Origin of the sequence: Chryseobacterium sp. 22458 (genome assembly GCF_052044975.1) — a bacterium.
Taxonomy (GTDB): domain Bacteria; phylum Bacteroidota; class Bacteroidia; order Flavobacteriales; family Weeksellaceae; genus Chryseobacterium.
In genome coordinates, this window is record NZ_JBQEOA010000002.1 from 163,004 (window position 1) to 180,916 (window position 17,913).

The 17,913-nt window shown below is 38.3% G+C and carries 10 protein-coding genes; all 10 read left to right on the forward strand.

The features are described 5' to 3' along the window. Window position 1 precedes the first annotated feature (1 nt). Window positions 2–1,774 (forward strand): ComEC/Rec2 family competence protein, encoded by a 1,773-nt coding sequence (locus tag ACTJJF_RS08070; protein WP_440699312.1) that lies wholly within the window; start codon window positions 2–4, stop codon window positions 1,772–1,774. A 145-nt stretch (window positions 1,775–1,919) separates the two neighbouring features. Beyond that, entirely contained in the window at window positions 1,920–2,582 is a 663-nt protein-coding gene (locus ACTJJF_RS08075) for a succinate dehydrogenase cytochrome b subunit (RefSeq protein WP_312303433.1), read from the forward strand. Window positions 2,583–2,597: 15 nt separating this feature from the next. Continuing rightward, window positions 2,598–4,610, forward strand: a complete 2,013-nt coding sequence (locus tag ACTJJF_RS08080) for a fumarate reductase/succinate dehydrogenase flavoprotein subunit (protein ID WP_312303436.1) — start codon at window positions 2,598–2,600, stop codon at window positions 4,608–4,610. A gap of 24 nt (window positions 4,611–4,634) precedes the next feature. Next, on the forward strand, window positions 4,635–5,402 hold the full coding sequence (locus ACTJJF_RS08085; protein WP_065399437.1) for a succinate dehydrogenase/fumarate reductase iron-sulfur subunit: 768 nt from the start codon (window positions 4,635–4,637) through the stop codon (window positions 5,400–5,402). Window positions 5,403–5,711: 309 nt separating this feature from the next. Next, complete coding sequence (locus ACTJJF_RS08090; protein WP_312303443.1) at window positions 5,712–7,250, forward strand: TlpA family protein disulfide reductase; 1,539 nt, start codon at window positions 5,712–5,714, stop codon at window positions 7,248–7,250. Between the two features lie 108 nt (window positions 7,251–7,358). Continuing rightward, entirely contained in the window at window positions 7,359–8,765 is a 1,407-nt protein-coding gene (rlmD, locus tag ACTJJF_RS08095; RefSeq protein WP_440699313.1) for a 23S rRNA (uracil(1939)-C(5))-methyltransferase RlmD, read from the forward strand. Window positions 8,766–8,837: 72 nt separating this feature from the next. Further along, window positions 8,838–9,308 carry a DUF6452 family protein gene (locus ACTJJF_RS08100; protein ID WP_440699314.1) on the forward strand — a complete coding sequence of 157 codons (471 nt, stop codon included), beginning with the start codon at window positions 8,838–8,840 and terminating at the stop codon, window positions 9,306–9,308. After that, entirely contained in the window at window positions 9,274–9,942 is a 669-nt protein-coding gene (locus tag ACTJJF_RS08105; RefSeq protein ID WP_312303452.1) for a DUF6048 family protein, read from the forward strand. The genes ACTJJF_RS08100 and ACTJJF_RS08105 overlap by 35 nt, the downstream gene beginning before the upstream one ends. A gap of 289 nt (window positions 9,943–10,231) precedes the next feature. Further along, a complete protein-coding gene (locus ACTJJF_RS08110) occupies window positions 10,232–13,207 on the forward strand; it encodes a reprolysin-like metallopeptidase (protein ID WP_312303455.1) in 2,976 nt (991 codons plus the stop codon). Window positions 13,208–13,498: 291 nt separating this feature from the next. Next, window positions 13,499–17,893, forward strand: coding sequence for a GEVED domain-containing protein (locus tag ACTJJF_RS08115; RefSeq protein ID WP_312303458.1), 4,395 nt, complete (start codon window positions 13,499–13,501; stop codon window positions 17,891–17,893). The last annotated feature ends 20 nt before the right edge of the window (window positions 17,894–17,913 follow it).

Here is a 17,913-nt window from a genome sequence, read left to right on the forward strand (position 1 = left end):
ATTGCAAAAACAGCCTCTCCTTATTCTCACAGTTTGCTTCATCCTTGGAATCGTTTTTCAGGATAAAATAGTATTGACAGATATTTACATTTATCTGGTGATACTGATTGGGTTGGGAGCTTCGGTTCTCCTGTTTTTTCATTCTTATTTTTTGCACACTGTAAGGTCTTTTTTATCAGGTCTTTTGTTCTTTTGTGCCGGCAGTGTCTTTCATTTCTATAATACCCCTGAGACGGATCCTGTTCCAGTAAACAAAGAAAAGGGAAGTATTGTTTTCAGGATTACCCGGAAATTAAATTCAAATGAGAAGTACAGGAAATACGAAGGTGCGGTACAGTTGAAAGACAAAAACTTTAATGCCGTTATATACCTTCCTAAAAGCACCAAAGAGCTGGATTTTGTGCATTATTATAAAGCTGACGCTTTTATTACGCAGCCTTATTCTCCGCAATACGACTTCCAGTTCGATTATGCAGGATACTTAAAACGGAAAAATATTGAGCAACAGGTTTATCTTCAGGAAGAAATTTCCTCAGCAGAACGTGCTGACTTAAGCGTTTCAGATAGGCTCCATCAGTACAGATTCAAGGTGCTTAAGAAAATTGACAGGACGGTAATGTCTGTAAAAACCAAAGAATTTTTGAAAGGGATCATTCTTGCGGACAGAACAGAAATGGATGCTGCTACCGTACAGGATTTCAACAGATCCGGACTTGTTCATTTTCTGGCCATTTCAGGAACCCATATTGTTGTTATTTTTGGGATATTTTACTTTCTGATGAGATATTTAGGCCCTTTAAAATTCAGGAAGTATACTGTTATTTTCAGCCTGGTTTTTATATGGTTATTTGCTGCTTTTATAGGTTTTGGAAACTCTGTACTGAGATCTTGCATGATGCTCAGTATCTATTTTATATCGGTATTGCTTCAAAGAAAGCCGGATCTTTTACATTCGCTGTCTTTGTCTGCGCTCATCATCCTCGTTTCCGATACGCAGCAGTTTTATGATGTAGGCTTTCAGCTTAGCTTTGTGGCGGTGTTGGGAATTTTCTGGCTGAATCAGCCGCTTCTGAAATATTTTCCAAGACAGGATCATTATATCAAAAAGCTGATATTCAATACTATTACGATATCATTATCTGCCCAGCTGGCAACTCTTCCGCTGGTGCTGTATTATTTTCATCAGTTTTCTTTTATTTCAATGATTGCCAATTTTATTATTGTCCCTTTTTCAGAAGTGATCATTGTATTTTCCTTTCTGATGACAGCGCTTGTTTCGGGTGGTTTTGATTTTGAATTAATTAATAATCTGTATGACTTTATTATTCAGATTCTGCTCAAAACGATACATTGGTTTGCAGAAGCAGATGTTTTGTTTTTTGAAAACATTCCGATGAATCTTATTGAAATTTTGTCTGTCTCAGTAGTGATATTTCTGCTACGTCCTGCGATCCTGAAATTTGATTTTAGAAATTCTACGAGACTTGCAATGGCTTTTTTAGTATTTTTAATGGTAAGAACCGGGAGCAATGTTTTTGAAAACCGGAAAGAAGAGATGCTTTCTTATACTTTGGGCAGGAATAAAGCATTCTCAGTCAAGAGCGGATCTAAAGTCTGTTTCTGGATTTCAGATAAAACAGACTATCATAAGGCCTTACAGTTTATCGTTAAGCCCTATTGTTCTTCGAGAAGAATAGACGAGTATGAAGTGAAGACGCTTCCATTGTCAGCCCGTAAAGTGGTTTTCAGGGATAGGATTTATGATCTCAAATGATGGTTCTCCATTTAGTTGTTTTCCTGTATTTATAACGGGTCGGATTCTTATTTAGAAAGATTACAAACTGTCTAATTGTGAGATTTCTCACTTTTCGATATTGTTAAACTTTCTTAATTTTGTGGAAATTCAAATTTAAACTTATATGGCAGGTTTAACGAGTTCTACGATAGGTAGAAAATACGCTATGGCATTATCAGCTCTGTTTTTGCTGATTTTTCTTATACTGCATTTGACAACCAATTTGTTATCAGTTCTGAACAAGGATGCATTCAATACAGCATCTGACTTCATGGGCTATAATCCTTTTGTGCAGTTCTTAATGCAGCCTATTCTTGGTTTTGCAGTAATTTTCCATTTTGTAATGGGATTTGTGCTTGAGATCAAGAATAATAAAGCACGTCCGGTAAAGTATGCAGCAAACAATGCATCTGTGAACTCTTCATGGATGTCCAGAAATATGATTATTTCCGGAGCAGTGGTGTTGGCTTTCCTTGCGCTTCACTTATATGATTTCTGGTTGCATGAAATTACTTACAAGTATGTAGATGGATTGACTCCTGATGCAGAACGTTTCTGGCCGGAACTTCATGAGAAGTTTGCTGATCTTTGGAGAGTGGCTTTATATGTGATCTCTTTTGTATTGTTGGGATTACACCTGGCTCACGGATTCCAGTCTTCATTCCAGTCAATCGGGGCAAGACATCCAAAATATACGCCGGTGATCAAAGCTTTCGGAAAATGGTATTCAATCCTTATTCCTGCAGGTTTCATCTTCATCGCAATTTATCATTATATAACTCAATAATATCAATATACTAGTATGAGTAAGTTAGATTCAAAAATTCCGGCGGGTCCTCTTAAGGACAAGTGGAAAAATCACAAAGACCATATGAACCTTGTTGCACCAAACAACAGAGATAAGATTGATATTATTGTTGTAGGTACAGGTTTGGCAGGAGGTTCTGCTGCAGCTACTTTAGCTGAGCAAGGATACAACGTAAAAGCTTTCTGCTATCAGGATTCACCAAGAAGAGCACACTCTATTGCAGCTCAGGGAGGGATCAATGCAGCTAAGAATTACCAGGGAGACGGTGACTCCACTTACAGATTATTCTATGATACCATCAAAGGAGGTGACTATAGAGCAAGAGAGGCTAACGTTTACAGATTAGCTGAAGTTTCTGCTAATATTATCGACCAGTGTGTTTCTCAGGGAGTTCCTTTTGGTAGAGATTACGGAGGTCAGCTGGATAACCGTTCATTTGGTGGGGTTCAGGTAAAAAGAACATTCTATGCAAAAGGACAGACAGGTCAGCAGTTATTATTAGGTGCTTATTCTGCAATGAGCCGTCAGATCGGTAAAGGTAGAATCAAAATGTATAACCGTCACGAAATGCTTGATCTTGTAATTGTAGACGGAAAAGCAAGAGGAATTATCGCAAGAAACCTTGTAACAGGTGAAATCGAAAGACACTCTGCTCACGCTGTAGTAATTGCTTCAGGAGGATACGGAAACGTATATTTCCTTTCTACCAACGCAATGGGATCAAACGTTTCTGCTGCATGGAAGATTCACAAGAAAGGGGCTTACTTCGCAAACCCTTGTTATGTACAGATTCACCCGACTTGTATTCCGGTTCACGGAACTCAGCAGTCTAAACTGACTTTGATGTCTGAATCATTAAGAAACTCCGGAAGAATCTGGGTTCCTAAAAAGATTGAAGATTCAGTAGCCATCAGAGAAGGTAAGCTTAGACCTGAAAATATCAAAGAAGAAGACAGAGATTATTATCTGGAAAGAAGATACCCTGCATTCGGTAACCTTGTACCGAGAGACGTTGCCTCAAGAGCAGCTAAAGAAAGATGTGATGCAGGATACGGAATCGAAAATAATGATACTCAGGAAGGGGTATACCTTGATTTCTCTACAGAGATCATGAAAAAAGGTAAAGAAGCCGCTATCGAAAAACATATTCACAATCCTACAGATCAGCAGATCTATGACCTTGGTAAAAAGTGGGTTGAGGAGAAATATGGTAACTTATTCGTGATGTACGAAAAAATTACTGCAGATGATCCTTACAAAACCCCAATGAAGATTTATCCGGCAGTTCACTACACAATGGGTGGTGTATGGGTTGATTATAATCTTCAGTCTACCATTCCGGGATGTTTCGTAATTGGTGAAGCAAACTTCTCAGATCACGGTGCAAACAGATTGGGAGCATCTGCATTGATGCAAGGTCTTGCAGACGGATATTTCGTACTTCCTTACACGATTGCAGATTATCTTTCTGCAGACATCAGAACAGGAGCTATTCCTACCGATTCAGCAGCATTTACTGAAGCTGAAAAAGGAATTAAAGATAAAATTGATTTCTTCATCAATAATAAAGGAACTCATTCAGTAGATTACTTCCACAAGAAACTGGGACACATTATGTGGAATAAAGTAGGAATGGGAAGAACTCCTGAAGGATTAAAAGAAGCAATCAAAGAAATCGAAGAAGTAAGAAATGATTTCTGGAAAAATGTAAAAGTTCCTGGTGAAGGAGAAGGAATGAACACTGAGCTTGAAAAAGCATTCAGAGTAGCAGACTTCCTTGAATTAGGACAATTAATGGCTATCGATGCACTCAACAGAGAAGAATCTTGTGGAGGTCACTTCCGTTGGGATCACGCAACTCCTGATGGGGAGGCGGAAAGAGATGACGTAAACTTCAAATACGTCGGAGCTTGGGAATATCAGGGACCGGATATCAACGCAGAAGTGTTGCATAAAGAAGAACTGATCTACGACAACATCGAGGTTAAAACTAGAAGTTACAAATAATCTCCAACCTATAAATATAACATTATGAGTGCAAAAAAAGGCTTACATCTTACGCTGAAAATTTGGAGACAAAAAAATAATAAATCTAAAGGTCAGTTTGAGACCTATAAAATATCAGATGTATCTACAGATTCCTCATTCCTGGAAATGTTGGATATTCTGAACGAAAATTTAATTAACGAAGGAAAAGAACCTATCGCTTTCGATCACGACTGTCGTGAGGGGATCTGCGGAATGTGTTCCCTTTACATCAATGGTAGAGCGCACGGTCCGGATACCGGGATCACGACCTGCCAGCTTCACATGAGAATGTTCAAAGACGGTGAAACCATCGTTATTGAACCTTGGAGAAGTGCTGCCTTCCCTGTTATCAAAGATTTGATGGTAGACAGAAGCGCATTTGACAGAGTAATGGCTGCGGGAGGTTTCATTTCTGTGAACACTTCAGGTAATACCCTGGACGCCAATGCTATTCCTGTTCCTAAAGAAGATGCAGACAAAGCAATGGATGCTGCTGCATGTATCGGATGCGGAGCTTGTGTAGCTACATGTAAAAACGGATCTGCAATGCTTTTTGTTGGTGCTAAAGTATCTCAGTATGCTTTACTTCCTCAAGGTAGAGTAGAAGCGAAAAGAAGAGTTCTGAACATGGTGAAGGCTATGGACGAAGAAGGATTCGGTAACTGTTCAAATACCGGTGCTTGTGAAGTAGAGTGTCCTAAAGGTATTTCTCTTGAAAATATCGCAAGAATGAACAGAGAATACATGGCTGCTCTTGTAGATCAAGGATAGAATTGATTCAAAATACGTAAAAAATCGCCTTCATTTCGGAGGCGATTTTTTTGTGAACACAATTTTCCTGTTAAAATTTGTTAACTTATTGATAAGCTTTGGTATTCTTTATTTAATAAGTATATATTTGAAGGGTCGTTGAATTGTATTGTGAGAAACATTTCAAACGGCTTTTTACCGATAGAAAACAGTTGAAAAAAGTATTTGGAAACTCCCTTTGAATCGGTTGTAATAAAATTTTTAAAAAAAATAATCAGTGTGAATTAGCAAGCCCTAAAAAGCTTATTTTTGTATAATATTAAAATTGAAATGAAAAAATATCTTTTATTGTTTATCATCACAGCTTTCGTGATGTCTTGTTCAAAAAAAGTAGAGGTTAAAGGAAAAATTACTGGAAGTTCACCATTGGAAAGAATCGAATTTGTAGAAGCTTCAGGAGTAGGAACCTTACCTTTGATTAATATAGGTTTAGATAAAGACGGTAACTTCTCTGGAAGCTTTGAAGCGCCTAAAGACGGAATGTACGTCATCAACTATGCCAACAAACAAAATCTGATCTATCTTGAAGGTGGACAAAAAGTAAACATCTCAGGAAATTCAATGACTTTCCCTAACGAATATGTTATCACGGGAGATGCTAAAAAGAATAATGATTTCCTTACGGCAACTCAGAAGTTCTTAGGTGAGTATGGTAATAAAGTGAACCTGGGTGCCCTGATGGCAGGAGACGAAAATGCATTCGTAAAAGGAATGCAGAAAGTTGAAGCTGATATCAACAAGAATATTGATGATCTTGCTCAGAAAAACAACCCTAGCAAAGCACTTCTGGAGTGGAAGAAAAACGATGCAAAAGTAACGATTCTGAACCTTCTTGCGAACTATGAAATGTCGCATGGTCCAATGTCAGGGAACCCGTCTTACAAAGCTTCCAAAGCTTTTAAAGATTATGAAACAAAATTAGATAGTGATAAAGATGCGATGGTGAAAACAATCCCTCTTTACAGACAATATCTTCTTGTAAAAATGACTCCGGATTTCCAGAAATATGCGGAGGCAAACAGCAAAGGGAAAAAAGATATTACAACTTCAGAAATGTTTGCGCAGTATTTAAAGACTAAAAAAGATCTTTCTCAGACTGCAAAAGATTATCTTCTGGCATTCGTAATGGCTCAGGCAGATATTCATCCTACCACTCCGGCAAAGAATATTGACAAGATCAAGAAACTTATCGATACAGATATTAAAGATGCTACAATCAAAAGTGACCTTTTGAAAATGCAGGTAGCTATTACAGGACTTAAAATCGGTGATGCAGCTCCTGAAGCAGCATTGGTAAAACAGGATGGAAAAGCTTATCAGCTTTCTGAAAACAAAGGAAAACCATATATGTTATTCTTCTATGCTTCATGGAATCCTTACATCAGTGAAGCTACAATCCCGGTTTTAAAAGAGGTGGTTAACTTCTATAAATCTAAAATGAACTTTGTATTCGTAAACGTTGACGATACCAAAGATCAGTTTGTAAAAACAAGCAATTCTTTATTAAAAGGAATTCAGGGAGTAAATGTTTACGGAGAAAAAGGAATGGAATCTGATATTGCTAAAAAATACGGAGTATATGGATTCAAATTACCTTGCTTTGTCATTATAGATAAAGATGGTAAAATCGCCAGCAGATCCTTTGTAAACTTAGGAGAGCAGGAACTGGTAACGATTCTGGATAAGCTTACAGGACTTTCAGCACCAAGGGTAGATCCGGGAATGCAGCAGCCTCAGTTGCAGATTGATCCTTCAGCGCAACAACCCGCTCCACAGCCTGCCAATCCTCAACCGGCTACAACAAAATAATAAACTTTCACATAGTTAGAACCTTATCTTCGGATAAGGTTTTTTTTATTGTATTTTTGCAGAATGAATCCGGAAGGGTTCATGATTAGAAAAAATAGAATTTGTGGAATGAGAAAGAAGAAAAATATAGTTCTTGAAAATATTAAGCTGTTAACTGCCGGTGCAAAAGGAGTAGCTATTGGTAAAACGGAAGACGGTAAAACAGTATTGGTTTCAGGAGCAATTCCGGGAGACCTTGTGAATGTAAGAGTAAAAAAAGCGAAATCCAAATACTATGAAGGAGAAGCAGTAGAAGTATTGGAAAAATCTCCCTTCAGAGCAGAACCGAAGTGTGTGCATTTCGGAACCTGCGGGGGCTGCAAATGGCAGAATATGACCTATGAAAAACAGCTGGATTTCAAACAGGAAGAAGTATACAACAACATCAAAAGAATCGGAGGTATTGAAGATTTTGAAACAGTATCTATCCTGGGTTCTGTAGAACAGTATTTTTACAGAAATAAAATGGAGTTTTCTTTCTCCAATGCAAGATGGCTTACCCAATATGAAATCAGTTCTGAAGAAAATTTCGGAAGTAAAGATGCTTTAGGATTTCATATTCCCGGAATGTGGAGTAAAATTCTGGATCTTAAAGAATGTTTCCTGCAGGAAGATCCTTCCAATGCCATCCGTTTAGCGGTGAAGAACTATGCGGTAGAGAATGGTCTTGACTTCTTTGATGTGAGAAATCATGAAGGATTTTTGAGAACTTTAATGATGAGACAGAACTCTAAAGGAGAATGGATGGTTCTTTTCCAGCTTTACAGAGAAGAAAAAGAAAACAGGGAAAAGCTTTTTGAATTCCTGCTAGAAAAATTCCCGCAGATAAAAACATTAGTGTATGCGATCAATCCTAAGCAGAATGACTCTATCTATGATCTGGATATTGAAGTTTATTTTGGAGAAGGATTCCTGATGGAAGAAATGGATGGGTTAAAGTTCAAAATAGGACCGAAATCATTCTTTCAAACCAACTATAAGCAGGCCCTGGAACTGTATAGAAAAACCCTTGAATTTGCCGATTTAAAAGGAGATGAAGTGGTATATGACCTTTACACGGGGACAGGAACCATTGCACAGTATGTGGCCAGGAATGCAAAACAGGTAATAGGAATAGAATCTGTTCAGGAAGCTATTGATGCCGCTATTGAGCACGCAGAACTGAACGGCCTTACCAATTGTACTTTCTATTGTGGAGATATGAAGAATGTCTTCAATGACGAGTTCCTGGAAAACCATCCGAAAGCAGATGTATTGATCACCGATCCGCCAAGAGACGGGATGCACCAGAAAGTAGTAGAGCAGATCTTAAAGCTTTCTCCTGAAAAAGTGGTGTATGTAAGTTGTAACTCAGCAACCCAGGCAAGAGATCTGGCATTGATGAAAGACCATTATCAGGTAGTAAAGATATTGCCTGTAGATATGTTCCCGCAAACCCATCATGTTGAGAATATCGCATTGCTGGTGAAAAAATAAATTTATTAAATTTGAAAGCTTAATATAAAACGCCAGTTCCGTCTGACTCAATAAAAAAATAAAAATATACAGATGAAATATTTTAAATTTCTCATAGCGATCTGTTTCTTAGGACTGTTCTTTTCCTGTGGAGGAGATGATGATATCTGCGAAAGTGGGGAAGGTACTCCAAGGATGAAAGTAGCTTTCAAGTCAGGAGGGAAATTAACGAATGTAGATACCCTTTATGTAGCAGTAGATTACGGCTCAGGAAAAGTGGATTTGGGAAAACTTGCAAATGTTGAATCAAGGCTGATTCCTTTAAGGGTAGACGATTCACCTTATACGGATCTGTATTTTAAAACCAGAATCAAAGGGGCAGAATCAAAAGTAAGAGTAAAATATACTACCAGGGCAACTTATGTATCTCCGGGATGCGGTATTAAAAAATCTTACGAGAATTTAGCTTCAGAGTTAGTAACTCCGGATCCTGTTATGGATCTGGAACAAGGACAAAACCAAATAGAGAATGAAGACAAGACTAATCTTTACCTTATTTTTTAGTGTAATAAGCGTAATAAGCTGGGCACAGGATAAGCAGGATAAAAAAGAAGAAAAAAAAGAACATTGGAAATACGAACCGAACTTTATGGTTGGTTTTGATGCTCTGAATGCCGGGGTTGGTTTCTTTTCAGACAGGAAACTGTATCAGGGATTCATTTCTTCAAAAGTTAAAGGAAATATCCATGCTGTTGCAGAAGCTGGTTTTGAAAAGAATATCTATCAGAAAAATGGTTATGATGCCAAGGTAAACGGCCCTTTTGTGAAGTTAGGTGCATTTTATATGCTGGCAAAAGATGCGGAAAATGAATTCAACGGATTTTACGTGGGAGGAAAAGTTGCTGGAGCATTCTACAATCAGGAGTATATGGCCATCCCGGTTCGTGGATTTGGAGGAAGTAATTCTTCTGTAGCGTTCCCTTCTTCTTCACAGTCAACTTTCTGGCTGGAAGGAACATTGGGTGGTAGAGTACAGTTGTTCAACTCTAACTTTTATATTGATGTAAACCTTCAGCCCAGATATTGGGTATACACTTCCAAGCAAGATGATATTTCTCCCATGATTGTTCCTGGCTTTGGGAGAAGCTCTTCTAAATTCAATATGGGATTTGCCTGGAATCTTGCTTACAAGTTTTAGAAATAGATTTATAGAAATAATAGATCCTCAGATTGTATCTGGGGATTTTTTTTGATACTGTATGAATTGATTGGTGTATTTTTTTATGAAAATGTTTGTTGTAGTTGTATTATGGTAAATATTATGTGTTTTTTATTGTGTTCATTTTTTTATAAAATGTAAACGTATTTTATATATTGATGATGTATTATTTTGTATTTGTGTTTTTTGTATGAATTATTTTTAATTTAATTCGTTGTTTAGTGAATGTTTTTATATTTTTGTTGGATATGAATTTAAAAAAATAATTATGAAGAAACTACTTACTACCTTGATGTGTGCTTTGGTAGGAGGAACAGCGTTTGCACAATGGACGCCCACCTCTGCTAAAGTAGACAGAAAGCAGAAGTCCGGAGAGTTAGCTGTAACAGGCGTACGAGGCTATTATAAGCTGGATCTGGATTTATTAAGATCTCAGTTAAGCGAGGCTCAGGAGATGGGTAAAAATGCCAAGCCTGTTGTTATTTCTATTCCAACTTTAAGTGGTAAAATTGAAAGATTCAATGTATACAGCTTCCCGGTTGTAGTAAAATCTCTGGCTGATAGATATCAACTGGGTTCTTACGTGGGAGCAAGTATTGATGACCCTTCGAGAACAATTAGATTCTCCGTTTCGCCAAGAGGGTTCAACTCAATGATTATGCAGGATGGGCAATATGAGTTCATCGATCCGCAAAATAGTGATAAAACAGTTTACGGAGTTCATCCTAAAACATTGAAGACAGGAAGCAAGAGCTTTGTTTGTACTACCAATGAAAGCCCGGCTGCCGTAAAAGCTATTGAAAAAATGCTTGAAAAAGGAAAATCATTTACCAATCAGCCCAATGATTTTTCAAAAATGTCAGATAAAAAATACAGAACAATGAGGCTTGCCATGTCTGTTACTGCTGAATACACTGCCTATCACGGGGGAACTCTGCAAGGGGCTGTGGATGCAATCAGTGCAACAATGACAAGAGTAAATGGTGTATTTGAAAAAGATTTTGCATTACACCTTAATGTACAGGATCTTCCCGGACTTATCTTCTTTAATGCAGCTACAGACCCTTATTCGGATGCTGCAGATATGGATAACTGGAATGTAGAGTTACAGCAGACCCTTACAAATACTCCTGGTGTAGGTAACGATGCCTATGATATCGGACATTTGTTCGGAGCTTCCGGAGGTGGTGGAAATGCAGGATGTATCGGTTGCGTTTGTATCAACCCGGCTTCTGCTGATGATACAGCTAAAGGTTCAGGATTTACTTCACCTGCAAACGGACAGCCTGAAGGTGATGCATTTGATATTGATTATGTAGCTCATGAAATGGGACACCAGCTTGGAGCTAACCATACATTTTCTCATGGCCTTGAAAGCAGTGGGGTAAATGTAGAGCCGGGTTCAGGGTCTTCTATTATGGGATATGCCGGGATTACAGGTCCTAATACCGATGTGCAGGCAAATTCCGATGCTTACTTTCATAATGTAAGTATCAGACAGGTTCAGACTAACCTGCTTGAAAAAACTTGTGATGTTGAAACACCAATTACCAATAATCCTCCTGCTATTGCAGCGTTGCCTACTTATACTATTCCTAAGGCAACAGCGTTTGTATTGACGGCTTCCGCAACTGATCCGGAAAATGATCCGATGACTTATACATGGGAACAGGTTAACAATGCTAACCTTGTTATCAATAAAAGTAATTTAGGAAAAACTTCTTCAGGGGCTTCCTTCAGATCAATAGCACCATCTACCAGTCCTTCAAGGTATTTCCCTAAATTCTCATCTGTATTGAATGGAGTTTTAGATAACGGATCTAATACCTGGGAATCTGTATCAATGGTTCCGAGAACAACCAAATTTGCTGTGACAGTAAGAGATAATAACTCGGTAGCCAGTCAGCAGCAGACACAATATGCAGAGCAGACCATTATTGTAAAAGATGACGGACCTTTCAGATTGGCAGCTCAGTTTGCCGATGTAAACACGCCGACGCCAATACAGTGGGTTGTAGCTAATACAAATGCAGCTCCTTATAATGTTGCTAATGTTAAGATCGACTATACAACGGATGGTGGAAATACATGGACTGTTTTAGCAGCTTCTACACCAAATGACGGTTCTGAGAACTTTACGTTCCCGGCATCAATGAGCGGGCAGACCATCAAAGTAAGAATATCTGCTATAGGAAATGTTTTCTATGCATTAGGAAATGTAACATTAACTCCTCTTTCACCATGTAGCAGTGCAGCCCCTACCAATGTAGTGGTAAGTTATATTACAACAAGTTCAGCAAGTGTTTCCTGGATGTCTTATACGGGAGCAACATACAAATTCCGTTATAAAAAGACTACAGGATCAGTTTGGACTGAAATAGATACAAACGTACCTTCTGTTAACTTAAGTAATCTTGATGACGGCTCTGCTTATGAAGTACAGGTAGCTGTAGTGTGCGCTGGAACAACTGGAACATATTCTGCGTCTGTTAACTTCTCTACAAGTTCTATTAATTATTGTACTGCAGCAGGTAATAATGGTACTGATGAGCATATCTCAAACGTAACACTGGCTAACGTAAACAATACAACTCAGGTTGGAAGTGGTTATAGTAACTTTACAAATAACACAGCTCTGCAAATTAATTTAACAAAAGGAAATACCTATCCGTTATCTGTGACTTTAAGTCGTACAGGAGCTCCGGACTATGATGGTATGGCTGTGTTTATTGATTTCAACAGAGATGGTACTTTTGATAACTCAGAAAGAGTTCTTAATTTCCCTGTAGGTATTGCGAACGCTCCGGTTACCTCTACTGTGGTTATCCCGGATGATGCTATTGAAGGAAAACCTTTAAGAATGAGGGTACTTGCTTTATTTGCAGGTGCTAATAATGCTGGATATTCACTACCTGCAACATGGGCATGTGGAATAAAATCTCCTTATGGAGAAGTGGAAGACTATAATGTGGTAATTTCACCGGCACCTCTTTCTACTTCAGAAACCAATATTAAAAATAATGATATTCAGATTTATCCGAATCCTGCAACCGATGTTTTAAACATAACCAAAGTTTCAGATAAAGCGGCTTACAAAATTTATAATGCTGCAGGACAACTTGTAAATAGTGGAAATATCAATAATGGAAAAGTAAATGTTTCAACTTTAATTAAAGGTGGCTACATAATTACAATAGATGATAAAGGCATTGAGCAAATCAGGTCTAAATTCATTAAGAAATAAAGTTTTTCATTAAATTTTTAGTAAATCCCCGGTATTGCCGGGGATTTATTTATTTAACGTATAAAGTGAAATATCGTTTAATTTTTACAAAAAAAATGCTTTAATGAATATATTATAATGAAAAAATGATTAGATTTGTGTGATTGTTAAAATAATAGCGTATGATATAAAAAATTACTTTTTTACTACAGATTTATCTGTAAAAGGGAGATTTCAAAAATGCCTTTGGCTCCCATAAACAAAAGATCTATAACTACTTTTACTAGTTTTCATTATTAAATTTTAAAAAATATGAGTGTATTTTTACTCGGTAAAATGAACAGGCGTTTTAAGCCGTTCATTACACTGCTTTGTATGGTTTTCGGACTACTCATACAGGCACAAACAGTTACGATTGGTACAGGAACCAGCACTCAAAGGTATCCTTTGGCCGGTTACTACGGATTTGAAAGATCCGCATCCCTTTATACTGCGTCAGAAATTAATCTTCCTGCTGGAGGAAGTTTACTTTCCGTAGCATGGAATGCTACGGCATCTACAAATTTTGCTCTTCCGGTAAAGATTTACGTGAAGCCTGTGGCAACTGCTGTGACAACTATTTCAGCACAAAACTGGGCTTCTGCAATTGGTGGTGCTACTTTAGTGTATAACGGGACCCTGACTAACATGCCTACTGGATGGAATACCGTAACATTACAAACCCCATTCTACTATAACGGATCAGATAACCTGATGGTATATGTAGAAAATAACTATGGAGGATACGGAACAGGTACTACAGCAGGAAATGCTTTTGCTTATTCTACTGCTGCCTCGAAGCATATGTATATCCGGGATGATAGCAATCCTCCTACTGGAGACGGAACCGTAACATCAGACAGACCGAATATCAGGATGACTTTCGGACCGGCACCTGCATGTCCGCCTCCTGGAGTGATCACTTTAACCTCTGCTACTACAACAAGTGCGGGTATCAGCTGGACAGCTCCTTCTCCTGCACCTGCGGGAGGATATGAGATTTATTACAGTACTTCAAGTACAGCTCCTACAGCTGCAACACCACCATCACAAACGGTGGCAACAGGTACAAGCGCAACGATTTCTCCATTGGTTGCAAACACAACCTATTATATATGGGTGAGAGCAAAATGTGATGCGACGAATCAAAGCTGGTGGGTAGGTCCTATTTCCATCCATACAGCATATTGTACACCAACAGGAGGAACAAGCTCAACCCAGTATTACCTGAACAATGTAACAACTACGGGAGGGATTTCAAATTTAGGTTACACAGCGAATTCTTATACGGCGTATGTTAATTCTACAGCACCTTTTTCAGCAATACCTTCAGCTACTTTAACAATGAACCTTGCTAGTAATATGCCTAGCAGTTTCAGTTCTTTCTATTATTATGTATGGGTTGACTGGAATAATAATCTTAGTTTTAACGATCCGGGTGAAACAATCCTTGCAACTACAAATTATGCTGCAACAGGTACTGCAACTATTCCAATACCTGCAACAACACCACCGGGAACTTATAAAGTAAGAACTGCGACGTCTTATTCCGGAAATATTAATTCGTGTGGTCCTGCACCTTACGGTAATTATGTTGACTTTGCATTGAATGTGATTGCTTTACAGCCATGTTCATCTGCACCTCCAAGTAATATCGCTGTATCAAACGTTACGGCAAGTACAGCTCTTGTAAGCTGGGTACCTGCAATAGGGGCAACTTATGTGGTGCGATATAAGCCTGTAACAGGAACTACATGGTCAACCATTACCGTTAATACAACATTAGCGAGTAGCCAGTTACTTTCTAACTTATTAGATCAGACTCAATATGAAGTTCAGGTGGCCACAGTATGTGGTGGTGCTACAGGAGCGTTTTCTCCTAGTGTGACCTTTACTACACTTGCACTTAATTATTGTACGGCAGGTCCTACAGGTAATACCTCTACAAGTGGATATATTAATAATGTAACCGTTACCCCTACCAATGCTCCGATTATGGTGAGCAATTCAGCATCAGACGGCTACAAAGATTATACTGCAGACCCTACCAGACTGGTTATATTACAAAGAGGTGGTGGAAATACAAATAAAATTTCTGTTAGCAAATACTGGCCAGGATCCACCTCTTCTTATGGAGTTTCTGCATGGATCGATTTCAACAGAGACGGAATTTTTGATGTTACTGAAAGAATCCTGAATACTACTTATAACACGACTACTCCGGTAACAGCTAATTTTACAGTACTTCCTTCTGCATATACCGGTACTCAGAATACCCGTATGCGTGTGGTTATGACTTATCTAGATGATGCTGATCCTTGTGGATCATTCAGTCAGGGAGAAGTGGAAGACTATGCTGTGAAGTTTATAGATCCTCAGAACTGTACAACGGCAGCTCCAACAAATATTACCGTAAACAGTCTTACTGCTACTTCTGCTACAGTATCATGGGTAGCAACCACAGGAGCTACTTATACCATAAGATGGAGAACAACACCTGGTGGTACATGGCAGACGATGACTTTACCTGCAGGTCAGAATTACTATACAATTCCTGGTCTTACAGAACAGACAAATTATGAAGTTCAGGTTTCTACCAAGTGCGGAACTTCTACAGGTAGCTATTCGCCATCAGTAACATTTACAACACCACCGTTGTCTTATTGCCAGATGACAGGTTCAGGAACAAACGATCACATTTCTAATGTAACCGTTACTTCTTCAAACCCTGGAGTACCTGTAATGAATAATACTTCTGTACAGACCAACTATATCAGCTATACAACTCCTGAGACTCTTATTACTTTAGATGTTAATTCTCAGAATAATAAAATTTCAGTTTCAAAAGGCTGGAATGGAGCAACAGGAAACGTAGCGGTAACTGCATGGATCGATTTCAACAGAGACGGGCAGTTTGATAATACTACAGAAAGATTTATACTTTCCGCAGCTAATACAACTACACCGGTAACAACAACTTTTGCGGTTCCTTCAACAGCTTATACGGGACCATTAACTACTACGATGAGAGTGGTAGCAAAACGTTCAAGTGCTCCTGTGATGTGTTCAAATGCAGTAGACGGAGAGGTTGAAGACTATAGAGTAAGAATAAGACCTTGTAGTAATGCTAAACCGAATAACCCTGTATTCACACCTGCACATAACTCTGTAACAATTAATATTTCAGGAGCAGGAGTAAGCTATTTAGTAAAATACAGAGTGTTGGGAACTACAACATGGACACAGGTATATGCTTCTGCATTATTGAATAACTTTCCAAATCTAACGATCAACGGATTGACTCCGGCTACAACGTATGAAGTAGAAATTGCTGCAATTTGTGGAGATGTTATTGGTACACCTACTCCAATCACTACATTCACTACAAGATGTGATCCTACTCCTCCGAATGTGACTGTAACGAACATTACGCCAACAACTGCGTTGATTACATGGTCTCCACTTGCAGTGAGTGCGACTTATACAATGAGATGGAGAAAAGTAGGTAGTACTGGACCATGGAATGACGTTAGTTTACCTAACCCTCCTGCAAATACTTATGTATTGGGAAGTACAACTCCTTTAGAGCCATTTACTACATACGAAGTACAGATTGCCAATAAGTGTAATGGAGAAAATACCATCAACCCATATTCAAACCCTAAAGTATTTACAACGGAAAGAATATGTGAAATTCCGCCTCCGGGATTAACGATTACTCAATTACTACCAACTTCGGCTGAGATCAAATGGGATCCTTTCCCTGGAGCAACTTATGTTCTCAGATACAGAAAAGTTGGTATCCCGAGCTGGACAGAAGTTCCTACACTGGTTAACAACCTTGTATTAACAGGTCTTACGGAATTAACAAAATATGAAATGCAGGTAGTAAATATCTGTAATGGTACCCCTGGAAATTATACCCCTCCATACTACTTTACAACACCTACGGTAACGTATTGCAGAATGGCTTCAGGAAGTTCTACAGGTGAGCATATTTCTAAAGTTACTGTGAAGCCGAATGGTAAGAAAGTAATGGAAAATGAATCAGGTGCATCTACTTATACAGATTACACCGGAGTTCCTGAAACATTCATTGAACTGATTCAAGGATCTACTGACAATGAAATTATCATTGAGAAAAAATGGACAGGAAATACTTACAATGAAGGAATTGCAGTTTGGATTGATTTCAACAGAAACGGTGAGTTTGATATTAATGAAAGAGTATTTACTTCACCTCCAAATACAACAAGTCCGGTATCAGGAAAATTCAATGTACCTGTAGATGCCTTTGTAAGCATGACCAACTACAAATATGTAGTAATGAGAGTGGCTATGGAAAGAGACGGTGTTCCTGTAAACTGTACCAGCTTTAAAAATGGTGAAGTGGAAGATTACACTGTAAGAATTTCTAAACAGGTAACTCCTAACCCTCTTGATCAGAATGAAATCATGATCTATCCTAACCCGGTAAGTTCTGTATTGTTTGTGAAAAATATTAGCAAAAGAGCGAAATATAAGATCTACAATGCTGCCGGACAGGTGATCGCAGACGGTATATTGCTAAACAGCCAGATCAATGTAAGTAGATTGATCAACGGTGTTTATGTAATCGATATCGATGATAATGGTAAAACTGTTCAAAAGAAATTTATCAAAGAATAATACGCTAAATTTCAGATAGA

What these genes read in the sequence shown, in the direction of transcription:
- ACTJJF_RS08075 (WP_312303433.1), top strand. Translation starts at nt 1,920, where the DNA reads ATGGCAGGTTTAACGAGTTCTACGATAGGTAGAAAATACGCTATGGCA.
- ACTJJF_RS08080 (WP_312303436.1), top strand. Translation starts at nt 2,598, where the DNA reads ATGAGTAAGTTAGATTCAAAAATTCCGGCGGGTCCTCTTAAGGACAAG.
- ACTJJF_RS08085 (WP_065399437.1), top strand. Translation starts at nt 4,635, where the DNA reads ATGAGTGCAAAAAAAGGCTTACATCTTACGCTGAAAATTTGGAGACAA.
- ACTJJF_RS08090 (WP_312303443.1), top strand. Translation starts at nt 5,712, where the DNA reads ATGAAAAAATATCTTTTATTGTTTATCATCACAGCTTTCGTGATGTCT.
- rlmD (WP_440699313.1), top strand. Translation starts at nt 7,359, where the DNA reads ATGAGAAAGAAGAAAAATATAGTTCTTGAAAATATTAAGCTGTTAACT.
- ACTJJF_RS08100 (WP_440699314.1), top strand. Translation starts at nt 8,838, where the DNA reads ATGAAATATTTTAAATTTCTCATAGCGATCTGTTTCTTAGGACTGTTC.
- ACTJJF_RS08105 (WP_312303452.1), top strand. Translation starts at nt 9,274, where the DNA reads ATGAAGACAAGACTAATCTTTACCTTATTTTTTAGTGTAATAAGCGTA.
- ACTJJF_RS08110 (WP_312303455.1), top strand. Translation starts at nt 10,232, where the DNA reads ATGAAGAAACTACTTACTACCTTGATGTGTGCTTTGGTAGGAGGAACA.
- ACTJJF_RS08115 (WP_312303458.1), top strand. Translation starts at nt 13,499, where the DNA reads ATGAGTGTATTTTTACTCGGTAAAATGAACAGGCGTTTTAAGCCGTTC.